This window comes from Amycolatopsis sp. NPDC102389, assembly GCF_044765885.1.
Lineage (GTDB): Bacteria > Actinomycetota > Actinomycetes > Mycobacteriales > Pseudonocardiaceae > Amycolatopsis.
In genome coordinates, this window is sequence record NZ_JBIWKX010000044.1 from 41,913 (window position 1) to 60,198 (window position 18,286).

20 protein-coding genes are annotated in these 18,286 nt (G+C 68.5%); 4 read left to right on the top strand and 16 right to left on the bottom strand.

Features of this window, described 5'->3' with window-relative positions; all coding sequences use genetic code 11:
* Positions 1 to 155 precede the first annotated feature (155 nt).
* The gene (locus tag ACIRGA_RS30010) at positions 156 to 2,096 is read left to right on the top strand and encodes a DUF6541 family protein (protein WP_400947163.1); all 1,941 of its coding nucleotides are present in this window, start codon (positions 156 to 158) and stop codon (positions 2,094 to 2,096) included.
* A 4-nt stretch (positions 2,097 to 2,100) separates the two neighbouring features.
* On the opposite strand, the gene ACIRGA_RS30015 is transcribed toward ACIRGA_RS30010, so the two are convergent.
* The 7 genes from ACIRGA_RS30015 to ACIRGA_RS30045 are packed head-to-tail and all read right to left on the bottom strand — an operon-like array spanning position 2,101 to position 8,498.
* Complete coding sequence (locus tag ACIRGA_RS30015) at positions 2,101 to 3,072, bottom strand: lysylphosphatidylglycerol synthase transmembrane domain-containing protein (RefSeq protein WP_400947165.1); 972 nt, start codon at positions 3,070 to 3,072, stop codon at positions 2,101 to 2,103.
* A gap of 34 nt (positions 3,073 to 3,106) precedes the next feature.
* Entirely contained in the window at positions 3,107 to 4,348 is a 1,242-nt protein-coding gene (locus tag ACIRGA_RS30020) for an acyl-CoA reductase (protein WP_400947167.1), read from the bottom strand.
* On the bottom strand, positions 4,345 to 5,397 hold the full coding sequence (locus ACIRGA_RS30025) for an acyl-protein synthetase (RefSeq protein WP_400947170.1): 1,053 nt from the start codon (positions 5,395 to 5,397) through the stop codon (positions 4,345 to 4,347). Before ACIRGA_RS30025 ends, ACIRGA_RS30020 begins: the two co-directional genes overlap by 4 nt.
* Positions 5,394 to 6,791, bottom strand: coding sequence for an AMP-binding protein (locus ACIRGA_RS30030; protein ID WP_400947172.1), 1,398 nt, complete (start codon positions 6,789 to 6,791; stop codon positions 5,394 to 5,396). Before ACIRGA_RS30030 ends, ACIRGA_RS30025 begins: the two co-directional genes overlap by 4 nt.
* Positions 6,791 to 7,516, bottom strand: a complete 726-nt coding sequence (locus tag ACIRGA_RS30035; RefSeq protein ID WP_400947175.1) for an SDR family NAD(P)-dependent oxidoreductase — start codon at positions 7,514 to 7,516, stop codon at positions 6,791 to 6,793. The genes ACIRGA_RS30030 and ACIRGA_RS30035 overlap by 1 nt, the downstream gene beginning before the upstream one ends.
* Positions 7,516 to 7,755, bottom strand: a complete 240-nt coding sequence (locus ACIRGA_RS30040) for an acyl carrier protein (RefSeq protein ID WP_005149592.1) — start codon at positions 7,753 to 7,755, stop codon at positions 7,516 to 7,518. The genes ACIRGA_RS30035 and ACIRGA_RS30040 overlap by 1 nt, the downstream gene beginning before the upstream one ends.
* A gap of 17 nt (positions 7,756 to 7,772) precedes the next feature.
* Positions 7,773 to 8,498, bottom strand: coding sequence for a UDP-N-acetylglucosamine acyltransferase (locus ACIRGA_RS30045; protein WP_400947179.1), 726 nt, complete (start codon positions 8,496 to 8,498; stop codon positions 7,773 to 7,775).
* Between the two features lie 158 nt (positions 8,499 to 8,656).
* Here ACIRGA_RS30045 and ACIRGA_RS30050 point away from each other — a divergent pair, with 158 nt between their 5' ends.
* A complete protein-coding gene (locus tag ACIRGA_RS30050) occupies positions 8,657 to 9,763 on the top strand; it encodes a DegT/DnrJ/EryC1/StrS aminotransferase family protein (RefSeq protein WP_192747476.1) in 1,107 nt (368 codons plus the stop codon).
* A complete protein-coding gene (locus ACIRGA_RS30055) occupies positions 9,760 to 10,719 on the top strand; it encodes a Gfo/Idh/MocA family protein (RefSeq protein ID WP_400947183.1) in 960 nt (319 codons plus the stop codon). Before ACIRGA_RS30050 ends, ACIRGA_RS30055 begins: the two co-directional genes overlap by 4 nt.
* Before the next feature lie 27 nt (positions 10,720 to 10,746).
* Here ACIRGA_RS30055 and ACIRGA_RS30060 read toward each other — a convergent pair whose 3' ends face one another.
* From ACIRGA_RS30060 to ACIRGA_RS30080, 5 genes are all read right to left on the bottom strand, one after another.
* A complete protein-coding gene (locus ACIRGA_RS30060; protein WP_400947185.1) occupies positions 10,747 to 11,490 on the bottom strand; it encodes a hypothetical protein in 744 nt (247 codons plus the stop codon).
* A complete protein-coding gene (locus ACIRGA_RS30065) occupies positions 11,487 to 11,996 on the bottom strand; it encodes a SigE family RNA polymerase sigma factor (protein ID WP_400947187.1) in 510 nt (169 codons plus the stop codon). The genes ACIRGA_RS30060 and ACIRGA_RS30065 overlap by 4 nt, the downstream gene beginning before the upstream one ends.
* A 55-nt stretch (positions 11,997 to 12,051) precedes the next feature.
* Positions 12,052 to 12,606, bottom strand: a complete 555-nt coding sequence (locus ACIRGA_RS30070) for a copper resistance protein CopC (protein ID WP_400947190.1) — start codon at positions 12,604 to 12,606, stop codon at positions 12,052 to 12,054.
* Between the two features lie 88 nt (positions 12,607 to 12,694).
* Positions 12,695 to 13,270, bottom strand: coding sequence for a Uma2 family endonuclease (locus ACIRGA_RS30075; protein ID WP_400947192.1), 576 nt, complete (start codon positions 13,268 to 13,270; stop codon positions 12,695 to 12,697).
* 473 nt (positions 13,271 to 13,743) lie between these two features.
* Positions 13,744 to 13,935, bottom strand: a complete 192-nt coding sequence (locus tag ACIRGA_RS30080) for a hypothetical protein (RefSeq protein ID WP_400947194.1) — start codon at positions 13,933 to 13,935, stop codon at positions 13,744 to 13,746.
* Between the two features lie 40 nt (positions 13,936 to 13,975).
* Between ACIRGA_RS30080 and ACIRGA_RS30085 the strand changes: the two genes are divergently transcribed.
* Positions 13,976 to 14,365 carry a hypothetical protein gene (locus ACIRGA_RS30085; protein WP_400947196.1) on the top strand — a complete coding sequence of 130 codons (390 nt, stop codon included), beginning with the start codon at positions 13,976 to 13,978 and terminating at the stop codon, positions 14,363 to 14,365.
* Here the strand turns inward: ACIRGA_RS30085 and ACIRGA_RS30090 are convergent, their stop codons facing one another.
* From ACIRGA_RS30090 to ACIRGA_RS30105, 4 genes are read right to left on the bottom strand one after another with little or no spacing between them, the layout of a single operon-like run.
* Entirely contained in the window at positions 14,366 to 14,992 is a 627-nt protein-coding gene (locus tag ACIRGA_RS30090; protein ID WP_240596201.1) for a DapH/DapD/GlmU-related protein, read from the bottom strand.
* Positions 14,979 to 16,175, bottom strand: a complete 1,197-nt coding sequence (locus ACIRGA_RS30095; RefSeq protein ID WP_038507471.1) for a glycosyltransferase family 4 protein — start codon at positions 16,173 to 16,175, stop codon at positions 14,979 to 14,981. Before ACIRGA_RS30095 ends, ACIRGA_RS30090 begins: the two co-directional genes overlap by 14 nt.
* Positions 16,176 to 16,201: 26 nt before the next feature.
* Positions 16,202 to 17,134 (bottom strand): NAD-dependent epimerase/dehydratase family protein, encoded by a 933-nt coding sequence (locus ACIRGA_RS30100; protein WP_400947199.1) that lies wholly within the window; start codon positions 17,132 to 17,134, stop codon positions 16,202 to 16,204.
* 7 nt (positions 17,135 to 17,141) lie between these two features.
* Positions 17,142 to 18,272, bottom strand: coding sequence for a DegT/DnrJ/EryC1/StrS family aminotransferase (locus ACIRGA_RS30105; RefSeq protein ID WP_400947202.1), 1,131 nt, complete (start codon positions 18,270 to 18,272; stop codon positions 17,142 to 17,144).
* Positions 18,273 to 18,286: the final 14 nt, after the last annotated feature.

Consider the following 18,286-nt stretch of genomic DNA (forward strand, 5'->3'; position numbering starts at 1 on the left):
GGCGAGCGGTATGTGCGCGGAGTAGACATGGTCGTGCGGTTTTCCCCGGCGGGATGTGACTCCTTCGGGTAACGGGCCGGGGCGGTTAATCTGACTTCCCATTCCGTTCCGCACCTCGGGGGTTCTGTGCGGACTCCGCACCCCGAGGAAAGCCCGTGCCCACCCAGACCTCCCTGCTCGCCGACATCGTCACGGTGTGCGTCGCGCTGCTCGTCATCGGCCTTCCCGGTCTGCTCACCGGTTTCGCCGCCGGCCTGCGCGGCTGGGTGCTCGCGGGAATGACGCCCTTGCTGAGCTACGCCATCGGCGGGCTCGCGGGACCGTGGGCGGCCGCGCTCGGGCTCCCGTTCACTCCGGTGACGTACGCGGTCGCGACGGCGTTGTTCGCCGGTGTCGCCTTCGGCCTGCGGCGGCTCACCCTGCGCCGGTGGCCGCCTACGCCCGAGGAGCCGCTGTGGGGCCGGTCCGGGCACCTCGCCGTCGGGGCGTGCCTGCTGCTCGCGGCCGCCGTCGGGATGTACGCGGTGGTGCGCGGGATGGGCAGGCTGGACGCCATTCCGCAGGGGTTCGACGCGGTGTATCACGCGAACGGTGTCCGGCAGATCGCCGAAACCGGCGACGGCAGCCTGTTCGGCACCGGCGAGGTCAACTGGTACGGCGACGCGGCGCCGGTGTTCTATCCGAACGCCTACCACCTGCTCGCGTCCGTGGTGTACCTGCTGAGCCCGGCGAGCATCCCGCTCGCGCTGGACGTGAACACCGCGCTGTTGCCCGCGCTGCTGGCGTTGTCGCTGGCCACGATGGTGCGCGTGTTCCGGGGACGCGCGGTGTTCGCGGGCGCCGTCGCCCTCGTCTCGATCGCGCCGGTGATGGGCCTGTACGAATCGATGAGCAGGGGACCTTTGCTCCCGTTCCTGCTCGGCCTCGCGCTGACGCCGCTGGCCGCCGTCGCGGTGAAGCGCTACCTCGACCGGCCCGCGCCCGACACCGGCTTCGTGCTGCTGGTGAGCGCAGTCGGACTGCTGTGTGTGCACTCGTCGGCATTGTTCGGCGCGATCCTGTTCGCCGGTCCCCTCCTGCTGCAACGCTGGATCGCGCCAGGGGAACGGTGGCGGCGGATCGGCCGGGACCTGCGCGCGCTGGCGATCGTCGGTGTCGTCGCGATCCTGGTGGCGTCGCTGCAACTGTTCGGCGCGATCGGCCTCGCGAGCGGCGAGGTGCCCTACCGCAGCTGGCCGGTCGAATGGCGGGCGACGACGGCGCTCGGCGCGCTGCTGGGCTTCCAGCATCACGAGCCGTATCCGCAGATCTGGCTTTCCGTGGCCTTGTTCCTGGGCTTCATCTTCTTCTCGCGCGCGGGTGCGCTGCGCTGGATCGGTGTCACGGCGTTGATCACCGGGCTCGCCTACATCGCGGTGACGTCGTCCGAGCAGCCGCTGGTGCTGGCGCTGTCCCGGCCGTGGTGGAACGACCCGTACCGGTTCATGGCGATGGCGGCGATCCCGCTGTCGGTCATCGCGGCGCACGGCGTCGCCGAGACTCAGGCGTGGCTGCGGGACAACGTGGCGCACCGGAAGGTGCCCGCGTTCGCCGTCGCGGTGGTGGTGTTCGGCGGGTTCGCCTTCCTCAGCAACGGTTTCTACGCGCCGTCCAACGCGGCGAAGGTCGCGCCCGGCTACGCGAACACCCCCGGCGTCGACCCGCACAAACTGCCGGTGAGCCCGGACGAGGTCGTCGCGATGGAGAAGCTCGCCGCGCTCGCGAAGCCCGGCGAGCGCGCGCTGAACGATCGGCTGGACGGGACGGTGTGGAACTACGCGCTCTCCGGCGTCCGCACGACTTCCGGGCATTTCGACGAGACGTTGTCGCCGTCGGACGCGCGGTTGCTGGAATGGCACTTCCGCGAGTACCCGTCGAACCCGCAGGTGCGGGCGGCGGTGGCGCGCCTGAACGTGCGGTGGGTGATCCTCGGGCAGTACGGCTACCCGACGGGTGCCCCGCGTCAGGCCGGGCTGCGCGACCTGGACGGCCTGAACTTCGTGACCGAGGTGTACCGCAACTCCGACGCCGTCATCTACCGGCTGAACCGCATTTAGAGGACTAAACGCGGGAGGTCACGAGGCGGGCGGAGAGGGCGGCGGCACCGGCGGTGATCAGGTCGGCGACGGTGAACATCACCCGCGAAGCGATGGCGAAGGCCGTCGCCTGGACGACGGTGAGGCCCGACGCGGTGAGCACGGCGACCTGCGCGACCTCGCGGACGCCGACCCCGCTGGGCAGGATGAACGCGAACGTCCCGACGGTCATCGCGACGGCCATCGCGCCGACGCACAGCACGAAGCCGCTGAATCCCGGCGTACCGACGGAGTTCGCCAGCAGCCACAGGTGCACGCCCTGCAGCGCCCACGCGGCCGTCGACGAGCCGAAGACCTTCCCGACGACCGACCAGCTCAGCCGGTGGTCCAGCGGCGGGCGGCGCAGGATCCGCAGCACCAGCGACGTGCCCCAGGTGAGCACGCGCGGGTGCAGCATCGCGAGCCCGACCGGGATGAGCACGAACAGCCACAGCGCCCGCGGGCTGTTGCTGAACACGGCGGGGGCCGCGAGCAGCGAGACGACCAGCGCGGACACCACGCCGACGCCGAGCTGGATCAGCGAGCCGGTGAAGATCCGGGCCCTGGCGAGCCCGGCCTTGCGCCCCAGCTCCATCTGCAGCAGGTACGCCCACACCGAACCCGGCACGTATTTGCCGAGCGAGCCGACGAGGCAGATCTGCGCGCCTCGGGCGTAGCCGATCGGCTTGCCGAGGTCGTCGACCATGACCTGCCAGCCGTAGGTCGACACCATGATCGCGGCGATGAGCGCGAGCAGGCTCAACGTGGAGGATTCCCACGCGACCTCGGACAAGGTCCGCCAGAATTCACCCCAATTGGTGACGAGTGTCTTCGCGGCGAAAGCGACGACCAGCAGGATCGCGACCCAGCGGACGACGTCGAGGATCTTCGCCTTGGTGGATTTCGGTTGCTTTACGGAAACCGAAGTGTCCTCTTCGGGCGTTTCGACGGTCGTCACTGAACCTCCTCTGCTGCTACCTCGTCACCGCAGGTCAGGCCTGTACGGTCACCAAGCGGCTGAACTCGGTCAGCAGATCGTAGCCGTCCCAAATCGCGGAGAACGTCAGGGCCGAGCCGAACGGAACGACACGGTCGACGCCACGGCCCGCCAATTCCGTCACGAATTGCGTCAATTCTTCTTGGGTGAAGCCGAATTGACCGACGGTTTGATCTTTGCGCAGCACGATCGGGACGAGGTCGGAAAGCGTGTCGACCCGCGCGTTGGCGAAAGTGCCCGCGCCGAGCCACTCGCGCGGCAAGATCGCGGGGTCGGCCAGCTCCAGCGTCGCGATGCCGTTGCCCTGGAATTCGATACCGTCGACGAGCCCGTCGACGGCCGCGCCGTACGCGGAAACCCGCTTCTGCACGGCCATGGCGGGCTCGGTGACGTGCTGTTTCGTCGCCAGCACCTCGGCGAGCAGCTTCCGGAACTCCTGCCCGGCTTCGCGGGCGCCGTCTTCGTCGCCGACCCAGAACACCGCGCGCGGCGACGAGCAGGCGGCCTGATCGAACCAGTACGAGTCGTTGTAGAAGCTTTCGGCGGCACCGCGACGCTCGGCCTCGGAGGCGTTCTGCCAGCCGCGCACCGACGCGACCGCGAACGACGACCGGTCCGGGAAGGTCAGGTCGCGCGCGTGCGGCGCCAGCGGGTACTTGCGCAGCGCGGCGACCGAGGCGTCGCCGCCCCAGATCACCCGCAGGTCCGCGGCGACCGACAGCGCGCCGCTGATCGCGTCGCTGCGGTCGTAAGTGACCATGCGCTGCGTCGCGGTGATCGCGGCGGCGGTGTCGGCGTCCACTTCGGACAGTGCGGCGTTCAGCGCCTCCAGCACCGTCTCGGCGGCACCGGCCGAACGCGACGACACGCGGACGACGTTGTGGTTGCCCGCCAGCGCCGAAAGCGCCCACGAGTACACGAAGATCGTGTCGACGTTGGCGGGCGGCACGTGGAAGACCAGCCCGCGCGGGAAGCGCAGCGCGTCGCCGGAAGTCTCCAAAGTGGACAGTGCTTTGGCGATCTCTCCCTTGCGCAGGAAGAAACCGAGCGACGCCAGCTCCGGGAAGCGGCGGGCCGTCGCGGGCGCGAGCAGCTTGCGCGCGAACTTCGTCAGGAACTCGACGACGCGCGGGTCGCCGACGCGAAGCCGTCCGCCGACGGGCTCGGCCCGCAGCTCTTCGACCAGCTTGTCGGCCTCGATCGTGTCGCCGAGCGGAAAACGCTGATTGAGACTCATGCCGCCGCTCCCTGGAAGGTGTCCGAGCAACCGCGGGCCTCGGCCTTGGGCAGCCTGCCCATCACCGAGAAGTGCTTGCCCGGCCAGTCACCGTCGTCGATCCCGTTGTAGACACCGAGATCCTCGGTGAGCAGGACGTGCCCCGGGTACGAACGCGGCAGCGTGCTGACGACCTCGATCACGCCGGGCTCGCCGACCGGCTGCTCTTCCCAGGTCTCCGGGTTCCGGATCACGACGTCGGCGAAATCGGGGCAGTACAACGAGTTCCCGGAAGGTCCTTCGAGGAACACGGTGCCGATCTGCTCGATCATCCCGTAGTAGTTGTGGATCCGGGTGAGCCCGGTGTCCTCTTTGAACCGGCGGCGGAACTCGGTGTTGTCCACCGCGCGGTCGATCAGCTTCTTCCAGCCGCCGGAGTGGATCAGGATCCCGTTGGAAAGATCGAGCTTGTGCTCACGCGCGACTTCGTAGAGGTACTGCCACACCATGAAGGTGAAGCCGAAGATCAGGAACGGCTTGTCGCCGTAGGTCGCGAGGAACGTCTTCACCGCCTCGACGTCCGGCTGGTCGTTCTCGTCGAGCACGTAGGTGTGCTTGCGGCCGAAGTTGGCCATGCCGAGCACGCCCGCGCCGCGCGCGGAGAACGAGCGGCGGTTCTTGATGATGCCGATGGTGTCGACCATCAGCATCGGCAGCCGCTCGCCGCCGAGGACCTCCTGCAGCGTCGCGCCGAGCTGCTTGGTCTGCGCGCCGGCGGCGGCCTTGTCCAGGTAGATCCGCGACGCGCCCGCGCCGGTGGTGCCCGAGGAGGTCAGCGTCTTGAAGATCTCGGACTCGGGGATGCTGCGCAGGTCGTGCGTCTTGAACAGCCGCACCGGCAGCCACGGCAGGTCCGCGATCGAGGCGAACTCCGCGTCCCGCGCGATGCCGAGCGACGACAGGATGCGTTCGTACCCCTCGGAGTTCTCGCGGTGGTGCGCGGTGAGCTCGGCGAGCTGCGGAAGCAAGTGCTTCTCGCGCTCCGCCTGAGACAACGTAAAGACGCTCATACCTGGGCCTCCAGCGACCGGTAGTCGATCTTGCCGCTGGCCAGCAGCGGCACGGTGTCGATGGGGCGGACGTCGAACCCGCTGGTGTGCAGGTGCAGCCGCTCGGACAGCGCCTTCGACGCGTCCTTGCAGATGTCCTTGTCGGCACCTTCGGCGAACAGGACGACCTTGTCCCCGGCCGGGACGGCGGCCACGACGTCGATCCCCACGGAGGCGGAACGCACGGCGTGCTCGAGATCATCCAGGCTGACGCGGTTGCCGAAGACCTTGCCGATCCGCTTGAGGCGGCCGGTGATGTAGAGGAAGCCGTCCTCGTCGAGGTAACCGAGGTCGCCGGTGGCCAGCACGCCACCGTATTCGTCGCCCGCGGCGAGCCCGGCCTCGTCCTCGGCGTAGCCCATCATCACGTTGGGCCCGCGGTAGACGACCTCGCCGACGATCTTCGGATGCGTGGTCTCGGAACCGTCCTCGCGCCGGACGGCGAACGAGCCGCCGGGCAGCGCGGGCCCGGCCGAGCCCAGCTTCTCCGCGAGCCGTTCCGCCGGGACGGTGGTCATCCGCGGGGCGGCCTCGGTCTGCCCGTACATCACGAACATCCGCCCGCCGACCGCGCGGATCTTGTCGTTGAACTGGGCGACGAGGTCGTCGCGGAGCTTGCCGCCCGCCTGCGTCAGCGTGCGCAGCGTCGGGTACTTCGCCGGGTCGAACTTGAGGCGCCGCAACATCTCGTAGTGGTACGGAACGCCGGCGAGCGAGGTGACCTTGTGCTCGTTGACCGCGTCCCAGAACCCGCGCCCCAGCACGCCGGAGGGCTCGATGACCACGGTCGCGCCGCGGACGAGGTGCGAGTTCAGCACGGACAGGCCGTAGCTGTAGTGCAGCGGGAGACTGGTCGGCGCGACCTCGGCGCCGTCGATGCCGAGGACCTCGGCGATCGCGTCGGCGTTGGCGAAGATCGCGCCGCGCGAGAGCCGGACCAGCTTCGGGTTGCCGGTGGAACCGCTGGTCGGGAGCAGGACCGCCAGGTGCGGATGCGGCTCGACGCCCTCGGCGGACTTCCGGACCCAGTGGCCGTCGGAAACGCCGTAACCCTCGGGCGCGGGCGCGTCCGGCGCGGACAGCACGGCGGCCGGGCGGAAACGCTCGATGAGCCCCGCCAGGACGTCGGCGTCCAGCGCCGGGTCGATCAGCGCGATCGCGCGGCCGGCCTCGAACGCACCGAGGTAGTTCAGGACGCTGGGGAGGTCCACCGACATGCGCGCGAACAGCGCGCCCGGCGGCAGCAGCGACAACGCGGCACCCACGCGGGTGACCTCGGTGTCGAGTTCCTCGCCCGCGAGCGTCTTGCCGCTCGTGACGTCGATCAGTCGCGCACCCACACCCAAAAGGGTCATCAGAGAACTAATCCTCCATCGATGCCCAGCACCTGCCCGGTGATGAACGAAGCGTCATCACTGACGAGGAACCGGATCGCGTTCGCCACGTCTTCGGGCGTACCGAGCCGCCCGAGCGGGGTCTTGCCGATGTTCTCGGCCTTGGCGTCCTCGGTCAGGCCCGAGGTCAGGTCGGTGTCGATGACGCCGGGCGCCACCGCGTTGACCCGGATACCGGACCGGCCGAGCTCCTTCGCGGCCGAACGCGCGATGTTCGCCACCGCCGCCTTCGAGGCCGCGTACACCGTCTGACCGGCGCTTCCGTGCTCGCCGACGATCGAAGCCAGCACCACGATGGCACCGGTTTTCTTGCGCATCATCGCCCTGGCCGCGGCCTGGACGGTGTGCAGCGTGCCGGCGACGTTCGTGCTCAGCGTGGTGTCGACCAGTTCCTCGCGGATCATGCCGAGGAGCGCGTCCTCCATGATCCCGGCGTTGGCGACCACGATGTCGAGCTTGCCGTGCTCCTTCGCCACCCCGCGGACCAGCGTCGACACGGCCTTGGCGTCGGTGACGTCCAGCGCGAGCCCGCTCGCGGCCCCCGCCGCGGCCGCCGCTTCCTTCGCCTTGGCCTCGTCGCGGCCGGTCAGCACGACGGTGGCGCCCGCCTCGGCGAGCGCCCGCGCGGTGGCCAGCCCGATGCCCCGGGTACCCCCGGTGACCAGGGCGACTCGACCTTCCAGCATCACTTGGACTGGAGGTCGGTCACCATGTCGACGGCGACCTTGAAGCTGGACATGTCGATCACCTGGTCGGTGTCGAATTCCACGTCGAACTCGTCCTCGATGGCCGCGACGAGCGCCATGTGACCGACCGAGTCCCAGGCCTCGATGTCGCGGTACTTCAGGTTCTCGACATCGACCTCGCCATCGAGGTCCAGCGCCTCGACGAAGACCTCACGCAGCTTGCCGGCGACTTCCGCCATCGTTGAACTCCTAGTACTCACTCGCGCGGACGGGCGTCCCACGCCTTCACCAAGGTAGAGAGGTCGCCGGGCAGCCGGTCGGCCAGCCCGTCCTCAGGGAGACCGGCCTTACCCTTCAGCCACGGTCCCAGCGCCTCGATGGCGGCCTCGTCCAGCCCGCGGCGGGACAGGCCCACGGTGTTGACGCCGGTCACCCGCGCGGGGTTGCCCACGGCGATGGTGAACGCGCCCACCTCCTTGCGGACCGCGGAGCTCATCCCGACCATCGCGCCGGGGCCGATGACGACCCGCTGGTGCAGGATCGCGCCCATGCCCAGGTTCGCCCCGGACCAGATGTGGCAGTGGCCGCCGGTGATGACGTTCGAAGCGACCGTGACGGCGTCCTCGACCAGGCAGTCGTGGGCGATGTGGGAGCCGCGGAGGAAGTAGCCGCCGTCGCCGATGGTGGTGGTGCGCCAGGTGCCCTGGTGGACGCTGACGTACTCACGGATCCGGTTCCGGCTGCCGATGACGACACCGTGCCCGTCGTGATCGGGATCACCGTTCGGCGCGGCTTCCCAGGCGGCCGGGTGCTCGCGGCCGCGGTCCTCACCAGGGGTCCCGATGGTCACGTGCGGGCCGATCCAGTTGCCGTCCCCGACGCGCGTGGGGCCCACGATGACCGTGAACGGTCCGATGACGTTGTCGTCGCCGAGCTCGACACCCTCGCCGATGACTGCTGTCGGGTGGATGCGGTTCACCACGTGAGATCCGTTCGTTGTGGCTGGGAGGCAGCCTGGGGTAATGGGCGCTTCGGCGGTCCCGGTAACGTGTGGCCCGCGCCAGAGGGGGCGGCCGGGCGCAGAACCGGCGGCTCACTGTACCGGACGCACCAGAACGCCCAGTCGAGAGAGACTTGCAGATGATCCCCATTACCGTGGTCGACGTCCGTGACGCGGAGGACCTCGTCGTCGAGGTGCTGCGATCCGGCGCCATCGCACAGGGACCGATGGTCAAGCGCTTCGAGGACGCGTTCGCGAGCGTTTCCGGCACGAAGCACGCGATCGCCGTCAACAACGGCACCACCGCGCTGGTCGCCGCCATCCAGGCGCTCGACCTGAAGCCGGGCGACGAGGTCGTCACCTCGCCGTTCACCTTCGTGGCGACGCTGAACGCGATCCTGGAAGCCGGCGCGACCGTCCGCTTCGCCGACATCCGGCGCGACGACTTCGCGATCGACCCCGACGCCGTCGCCGCCGCGATCACCGACCGCACCAAGGTCCTGATGCCCGTGCACCTCTACGGGCAGACCGCGGACATGGGCAAGCTCGCGCCGCTGGCCGCCGAGCACGGTCTCAAGGTCATCGAGGACTCCGCGCAGGCCGTCGGCGCGTCGTTCCAGGGCAAGCCGTCGGGCTCCTTCGGGATCGGCTGCTTCTCCTTGTACGCCACCAAGAACGTGACCACCGCCGAGGGCGGCGTGATCACCACGGACGACGACAAGCTGGCCGACAGCCTGCGTGTGCTGCGCAACCAGGGCATGCGCGCCCGCTACCAGTACGAGGTCGCCGGGCACAACTACCGGATGACCGACCTGCACGCCGCCGTCGGCATCCCGCAGCTGGAGAAGCTGGACCAGCTCACCGCCGCGCGCCAGGCCAACGCGAAGCGCCTCACCGAAGGCCTCGCCGGCACCCCGGGTCTCGATCTCCCGCAGGTCCTGCCGGGCCGCGAGCACGTGTGGCACCAGTACACCGTGCTGGTAGGCCCGCACGCCTTCCTCTCTCGTGACGAGCTCGCCGCCGCCCTCACCGAACGCGGCATCGGCAACGGGATCTACTACCCGAAGATCGTTTTCGACTACGACTGCTACCGGAACAACCCGCTGATCCCCGACGCGAAGGTCGAGGACTTCCCGGTGGCCGCTTCCGTCGCCGCGCAGGCGCTTTCCCTGCCGGTGCACCCGCACCTTTCCGAGTCCGATCTGGACACCATCATCGAAACGGTTCGCGAGGTACTCGGCGCATGACCACGCACAAGATCGCCCTCATCGGCACCGGGAACATGGGTTCGCTGCACGCCCGTGTCCTCGCCGCGAACGAGCGCGTGGACCTCGTCCGCGTGATCGACCCGCGCGAAGAGGCCGGCCGCAAGGTCGCCGAACGCTACGAAACCCAGTGGACGCCCGAAATCGGCTCACTGTCCGATGTGGACGCCGTCGTGCTCGCTTCGGCCACCGAGGCGCATTACGAGCTGGCGCAGGAGATCCTGGGCCAGGGCAAGCCGATGCTGGTCGAGAAGCCGGTGTGCAACAGCTTCGAATTCTCCCAGGAGATCGTCGGGCTTTCGGCGAAGAAGGACGTCCCGCTGATGTGCGGGCTCCTGGAGCGCTACAACCCGGCCGTGATGACCGCGCGGGCGCTGGTCAACGAGCCGATCCACCTGATGGCCCGCCGCCACGGCCCGTACGCGCCGCGGATCAAGACCGGTGTCGCGTGGGACCTGCTGGTGCACGACGTCGACCTGGCGATCCAGTTCTTCGGCGGCGCGACCCCGCAGCGGGTCGCCTCTGGCGCCGGCTACTTCCACCCGAGCTCGGTCGAAGGCGCCGAGGACACCATCGAGACGGTGCTGTCGTTCGAGTCCGGGCTCGCCACGGTTTCGGCGTCCCGCCTCGGCCAGCGCAAGGTCCGCTCGCTCTGGGTGTCCGAACTGGACCGCATGATCGAGATCGACCTGCTCCGCCGCGACGTCACCATCTACCGGCACGTCTCGCACGACTCGGTCACCGAGGACGGCCTCGGCTACCGGCAGCAGACCGTCATCGAGATCCCGGAACTGGTCACCGCGCGCGAGCCGCTCGCGACGCAGCTGGACCGGTTCGTCGACCTGCTCGAAGGCAAGGTCGACGCCGACACCGAGCGGGACCTGATCCTGCCGTCGCACGCCGTCGTCGACCAGGTGCTGACGCAGGCCGCGGCCTGATCTCTCGCATTCAGAGGACTAAATGCGTCACTTGGTGAGGCGCTGGCCCTTCGCGTCGTAAGCGGCGAGGGGGGTCAGCACTCCGGCCGACTCCACCTGGGCACCGTCGAACCAGAAGATGGCGACCGACGGGTCCTCGCTCCAGGGAACGACCTTGGCCTCGACCGGCTTCCCGCGAACGGTGCTGGTGATCCGCACCGCCGGCCCGGAGAAGTAGCCGAAAACGGGCACGAACGTGCCCCGGACCAGGTCGCCGCCGTCCACGGCGTGGAAGCCGAACGACCGATCGGATCCCTTGAACTCGTTGCTGGCCATGAGCGCGTCGTAGTCGCCGGCCTGGTTCCGGTACCCGACCTGGAGGCCGAATCTGACGTCCGGCATCTGCGGCTCGTCGATCGCGACGGCGTAGAGCACCAGCTCACGGCCGCCTTCTCCCTTGAGCCCGAGCGGGATCGCCTCGCCGAACGGCTGTTCCGACGGGGCCTCGGTGATGGTCGGCGCCGGTGCCGGTATCGGCGGCGATGCCGACGGCGGCGCGGGCGCGCTCGCGGCGGGCGGAAGCGGTTGCTGCGCCGGTTCCTTGAGCGCGACGGCGCCGACGATGACCAGCACCGTCACCACGGCCGCGGCGACCCCGCCCGCGCCGGTCGCGAGACGGCGACGACGGCGGATCCGCCTGCCCTTGGCCATGATCGCGCCGAGGTCGGGCTCGGCGAACCCCTCGCCGGGCGGTTCCCGCAGAGCCGAGCGCAGCGTCTCGAGGTCGGTCATCGTCCCAGCCCCCCGATCAGTTCCGTTCCGTCCTCAGCGGTGATCCGCAGCTTGGTCAGGGCGCGGGAATTGGTGCTCTTCACGGTGCCGATCGAGACACCCAGTTCGCCGGCCACATCGGATTCCTTCAAGTCGAAGAAGTGCCTGAGCACCACGACGGCTCTCTCCCGGTCTGTGAGCGTACGCAACGCGTCAAGCAGCCATTTCCGCTGGACAACGGCCCCGGCGACGTCCAAGCCGCTCGGCTGCTCGGGGACGTCCTCCGTGGCGTTCTCGCGGATCGGCCGCCGCCAACCGTCGATGACGTGGTTGACGAGGACCTGCCGCGCGTACGCGTAGGCGTCCTTGCGGCGTACCCGCGACCAGGCCGCGTACGTCTTGGCGAGCGCCGTCTGGGTGGCGTCCTCGGCCTGATGGCGGTCGCTGGTGAGCAGGTAGGCCGCATGCTGAAGACGGGTCGTCGAGTTCCGCACGAACTCGACGAACTCGTCATCGCCGCGAGCCACCCTGGTCCTCATCTCCGTTCGACGGTTGACCACCTGAAAGGTTGCTTTTGACCGCTTAGTCCTTCCGGCGAGTGAACCGGAGCGCGACGACGAGACCGGCGACGACCACGGCGACCGCGAGGACGATCCACACCCAGGACGGCACCAGGCCTTCGGGAGTCTGCGGCGCCGGGGCGGCACTGCTCGGCGGAGCCTGGGCTTGGCTGCTCGACGGGACTTGGCTGCTCGGAGCGGCTGCCGGGGCACTGAGGTTGAACTTCACCGAGCCGCTCGCGGCGTGCGAGTCCTCGAAGGTCACCTTGTAGCGGAGCGTGTACTCGCCCGCGGGCCCGACGGCCTGGACCGGCGCCGTGACGACCGTTCCGGCGACCTGCGCCCGGCCGACCGTCCACGACGCGTTCTCGGGGCCGGTGATCTGGATCGGGTGGTCGTCGGCGAGGGTGACCGGGCCGGTGAAGGTCAGCTTGATCTGCGTCGGGGGCGTCGCCAGCGAAGCGCCCCTCTCCGGGTCACTGCTCTTCAGCTCCGAGTGGGCCAGAGCCGGGGACGCGGCGCCCAGCAGGGCCAACCCGGTGACCAGCAACGACGCACCGAACCGCCTGAACCTCATCTGACACCCTTCTCGCCCGGGGAACTCCCCGTCCGAGCCTAGTAGTCGGACGCGAGGGCGCGGTGGTTCCGGCTCCCCGTGCCCCGCGTCAGGGGCGCTGCGCGTGGCGGGTGGTCAGGGCGTCGAGATCGAGGGTGAGCGGGGTGCCGTCGAAGTCGAGGCTGACCTTGCCGGTGTGCTCGCCGAAGTTCTCGTATTCGCCGTCGATCAGGCGGTAGGTGGTCATGCTCGCCGGGTCTTCGAGGTCGACGATCCAGTAGTGCTCGATGCCGACTTCGGCGTATTCGGAGAACTTGGTGACCCGGTCGGTGCGGACGGTGCCCTCGGACAGCACCTCGATGACGAGCCGCACGTCCTCGGCGGAGACCCTTGCCGGGTTTTCGTCGGCCACGAGAGCGAGGGTGACCAGCACATCGGGAACTCGGACCGTCAGCGGAGCGGTGGCGACGATCATTTCAGCCTCGCCCATCGCGCTGTATTCCGGCGACGTCTGTTCATCGAGCCAGTACGTCAGGCGATTGACCGCACGCTGATGGAAGAACAACGGACGGGGTGACACGACCAGCACTCCTTCGACGACTTCCGCGCGGTGTTCCGGGTCTTCCGGCAACGCGGCCCAGTCGTCGAGCGTCAGAAATCGGTGAGGCCATTCCACGACACTCATCGAACTCCTCCTTCGCCGGTGATCACCAGACCATCTTCCCACGGTTTCCCGGAGAACGTATCACCACGGAAAGTAGTGAATCATTACGGTGAGGAGTTGCGAAGAAGCAAGGTTTCACCATCGTGATCCGCGCGTTTCCGCAGGTCGTCTACATTTCGAGAATGAAGACAACCTGGGGGCTCTTGACCGTCTGCACACCGTTTTTGGTCACCGCCTGTAGCGGCGATCCCGCAGCGGCGACACCACCGCCACCCGCCTCGCCCGCCAAGGTCACAGCCGCTTTGCCGCGTATCGGCGAACGGCCTGGTTCTGCGAAGGCAAGGACGACTTCTCGTCGTTGCTCGTCTGCAAACGCGGGCACGGCCAGGTCAGGATCGCGTTGTTCTACACGATCGGCAAAGCCCGGCCCGACGATCGCCGAACGTCTCTGACCGCACGGAAAGAATTGCCTGGTCGCGCCGAAGCCCCGTCGGCTACGTTGCCGACGTGCACAGATCGAGGGGAATCCTCACCACCGTATGCCTGCTGCTCGCCGTCACGGCTTGCTCAAGCGGCACCCCGACCGAGCCCGCGCCGATGCCGTCGACACCGTCGTCGAGCAAACCGGCCAGTCGAACGTCACCCAGCCCGACCACGCCGCCACCGGCGCCGATCGCCAAGATCACCGCGGCCTGCCCCGTACTGGGTGCGACCGAAATCCTTCAAGTGATCGGGAAATCAGACGATCTGGTCGCCAACGAAGGCGAGTCCGAACGGGTCGGCGCGGGCAAGGCCTACCGGTGCGCCTACGAAGACCCGAAAGGAAAGTACAGGCAATCGGCGGAGCTCTTCGTCGCGGCCATTCCCGGAAACCAGCCGCCCCGCGCGACGATCGACAAGCTCGCGAAGGAATGCAAACAACCGGTCACCCAGCTACCCGGTATCGGCGAGCAGGCCCTGTGGTGCGATATTCCCACCGACGGCCCGGACCTCAACATCCTGGTGACCGTCGGGAAACGCAGCCATGGCGAGACACGGGTGGCGACGCTGTACCTGTACCAGACCAGGCCCGACGTCTACGCCACGCTGGCGAAACTGTTCGCCGACAGGCTCTAGCTACTCCGTGAAGTCGCCCGCCGGGGCGCCCCAAGACCCAGGGGTGTCCCCGCGTTCCTCCGCCAGCGCCCGTCGCCGCGCGTTCTCGCCGCGCACACGCTCCACTTCGGACTGGATGTACTCGTCGTCGTACTTCTGGAACACGCGCGCGGGGTTGCCCGCGACCAGGCTGCGCGGCGGGACGTCCTTGGCGACCACGGAATTCGGCTGCACGGTGGCGAAATCGCCGATCGTGACGCCTGCCATGATCACCACGAGGCCGCCGATGAAGCAGCCTTTGCCGATCTTCACGGGTTTGCGTTCGATGAGGTCGCTGCCGGAGTGGTTCTGCAACGTCATGTTCGCGAGCCAGCTGGAATGCGTGAAGATCAGCGTGTTCAGGCCGATGCTGGTGTGCTCGCCGATCTCCAGCCCGCCGCTCGCGTCGAGCGCCGCGCCTTCGCCGATCCAGCAGTGTTCGCCGATCTTCAGGTTCTCCGGGCTGATGATCTTGACGCGCTCGCGGACCCGCGTCGATTCCGGCAGTCCGTAGAAACGAGCGCGCTCGGCGTCGTTCATATACTGCGAAACGAGTTCGGTCAGGATCTGCGGGCGCAGCCGGTTGCTGCGCTCGTCATCGAAGAACATCGGCCTCGGTCACCAGTTTCTCGAAGGTACGCAGGTGTTCTTCGGCGACGACGTCGAGGCCGAAGTTGGCCCGCACCATCGCGCTTTCCCGCTGTGCCACCAAAGCCCGCTTCTCCGGGTCGTCGAGCAGTTCGATGACGGTGTTCGCCACCGCCTCGCTGTCGTCCGGACGCACCAGCAGGATGTTCTCGCCGTTGCGCAGTTCGATGCCCGGGTAGTTGTCCTCGGTGACCGACGCGATGGTCGCGGTGCCCGAAAGCATCGCCTCCAGCGACGCGGTGCCGCAGCCACCGTTGAGGTCGTGCGTGACGATGTCGGCCGCCGCGAAGTACGCGGGCACGTCGGCCTTCGGCACGGCGCCGGTGACGATGATGGCGTCCGCGACACCGAGTTCTTCGGCCCGCTTCAGGAAAACGTCGTGATAGACGCGACCGACCACGACCACCTTCACACCGGGGTGCTTGTCCAAAATGGACGGAAGCGCCTCGACGAGCGGGAGCCGGTTGCGCAGCGGGATCACGTGCCCGAGCGAGACGATCACCGGGCCGTCGCCCAACCCATGCTCCGCCCGGACATCCTTCGTCAACGGCTTCTCGAAGTTCCCGGTGTCGACGGCGATCGGGAAGTAGTCCGAGTTCGCGTCGCTGGTGCCGTAGCGCTCGACGCAGTAGTCGACCCCGAGCTTGTCGAGGATGACGTAGCGCGGCTTGAGGTAGCGCAGGATCGGGTTCACCAGCACGGTGTCCAGGAACCGGAAGACGCCGCCGTACAGCTTGTTGTCGCTGATCAGCAGCGTGTGGATGGTCAGCAGCATCGGCAGCTTGTGCCGCCGCGCGTAGCGACCGGCCAGCCACGACAGGTCGAAGAACTGCCCGTGCAGATGGATCGCGTCGGGCTTGAACTCGTCCAGCAGCTTCCGCAGCCGGCGCCAGTTCCCCGGCCGCAGCGAGGCGAAGCTCATGTCGAAGTCGATCGACAGGCCCAGCTGCGGCATCTTCACCGCGGGCAGGCGGACGACGCGGTAGCCGTCCTTCGTCTCGTCGGCCGGGGCGTCGGCGTAGGCGGCGGTGATCGCGAGCACCTCGTGCCCGCGCGCCGCGTACTGCTCGGCCAGGGACGCCGCCATGTGCGCGCTTCCGCCCACCCTCGGCGGGAAGAAGTTGTTCACCACGGCGATACGCATGGGGCGGCTCTCCCCTGGCCCGGCGGTCATCCCTCCGAAGCCTTCACCAGTTCGTACATGCCCTCTTCCACCGAGATCTTCGGCTCCCAGCCGAGGACTTCGCGGGCACGGGTGATGTCCGCGGCACGCCGCGAGACCAGCACGTCGCGCTCGTTGAACAGCGGCTCGACGTTCACGCCGACGGCGTCGATGAGGATCTTCGCCAGCGTCGCGATGGACGTGTCGATCCCGGTGCCGATGTTGATCGGCAGGTTCGCCTGCTCCGACTCGAGCGCCGCGACGACGGCGCGGGCCAGGTCCGTGACGTGCACGAAGTCCATCGACTGGTCGCCGCGGCCGTCGATGATCGGCGGCTGGCCGGCGCGCAGGCGCTGGATGAAGTGGTTGATCACCGACGTGTAGTAGGCCTCGATCTTCTGGCCCGGGCCGTACACGTTGAAGAACCGCAGCGCGTTCCAGGACAGACCCTTGGTGCGCTCGTAGAAGCCGAGCATGTCCTCGCCCGCGCGCTTCGAGATGCAGTACGGCGTGAGCGGCTTGAGCTCGTCGTCTTCGTGCATCGGCAGCCGCTTCGGGTCGCCGTAGACGGACGCGGTCGACGCGAACACGAGCCGCTCCACACCCTCGTCCGCCGCGGCGGCGAAGACGTTGTGGTTGCCGACCATGTTGATGTCGATGGACTCGTGCGGGTCCGCGACCGACTTGTTGATCGACACGGTGGCGAAGTGGATGACGTGCGTGCAGCCGCGCATGGCCTCACGCACGGCGCCGCCGTAACGGACGTCCTTCTCGACCAGTTCGACCTTGCCGGTGGCGACGAACTCGTTGATGCGGGCGCGGTCGCCGCGCGTCATGTTGTCGAAGACGCGGACGATGTAACCGCCCTCGATCAGCATCGGGATGACGTGCGCGGCGATGAAACCGCCGCCCCCGGTGAAGAGGACCTTCTTGTCGGGCATTTCTCTCCTAGCTCGGCAGTGCGGCGCTGACGGTCCCGATGACCCGGTCGACCTGGGCATCGGTGAGGTTGGCGTGCATCGGGATGGCGAGATGACGGGCGAAGAGGTCCGCCGATACCGGCAAGGTCTGCTTCTTGCCGTAGATGGGCTGCAGGTGCGAGGCGTAGGTGCCGAAGTTGCACTGCACGCCTTGCTCCCGGATCCGCAGCGCGAGCGCGTCGCGGTCGATCTCCGGGGCCACGGTGAGGATGTAGGCCTGCCACGGGTGCTCGCGGTCCGGCAGCTCCACCGGGACGTCGAGACCGGGCAGGTTCTCGAACGCCTCGTGGTAGCGCTTGGCCACCGAGCGGCGGGCCGAGAGCAGGTCCGGGAGGCGGTCGAGCTGGACGTTCATGATCGCGGCCTGCACGTCCGAGAGCCGGAAGTTGTACCCCAGCTCGTGGAACTCCGGGATCGGCAGCGCGCCGGAACCCTCGCGGGTGATGGCGGGCTCGATGCCGTAGGTGTGCAGCTTGCGGGCGTGCGCGATGAGGTCTTCGCGGTCCGAGACCAGCGCGCCGCCTTCGCCCGCGGTGATGCCCTTGCGGCCGTGGAAGGAGAACGCGGCCAGGTCGGCGAGGCTGCCGGCCGGGCGGGTCTTGTACGTCGCGCCCGCGGCGCAGGCGGCGTCCTCGAAGAGCCACAGGCCGTGCTTGTCGGCGATGGCGCGGTACGCGTCGAAGTCACCGGGCTGCCCGGCGACGTCGACGGCGAGGATGCCGACCGTGCGCGAGGTGATCAGCGCTTCGATCGACGCCGGGTCGGCGCTCCAGACGTCGGGACGGATGTCCGCGAACACCGGTGTCGCGCCCGCCTGGAGCACGGCGTGGCCGGTGGCGGGGAACGTGTAGTCGCCGACGATGACCTCGTCGCCCGGCTTCACGCCGAGCACACGCAGCCCGAGGAAGAGTGCCGAGCCACAGTTGCTGGTGGTCAGGGCGTGCGCGGTGCCGACGGTCTTCGCGAAGCGTTCCTCGAAACGGCGGCAAGCGGGGCCGGCGCCGGCCAGCCAGCCGGACCGGAACACCTCCGCCACCGCGGCGAGCTCTTCGTCGCCGACGGTCGGCTGACCGAGGACCACGGGTTCGTGCTCAGACATACCTCTCCCATTGC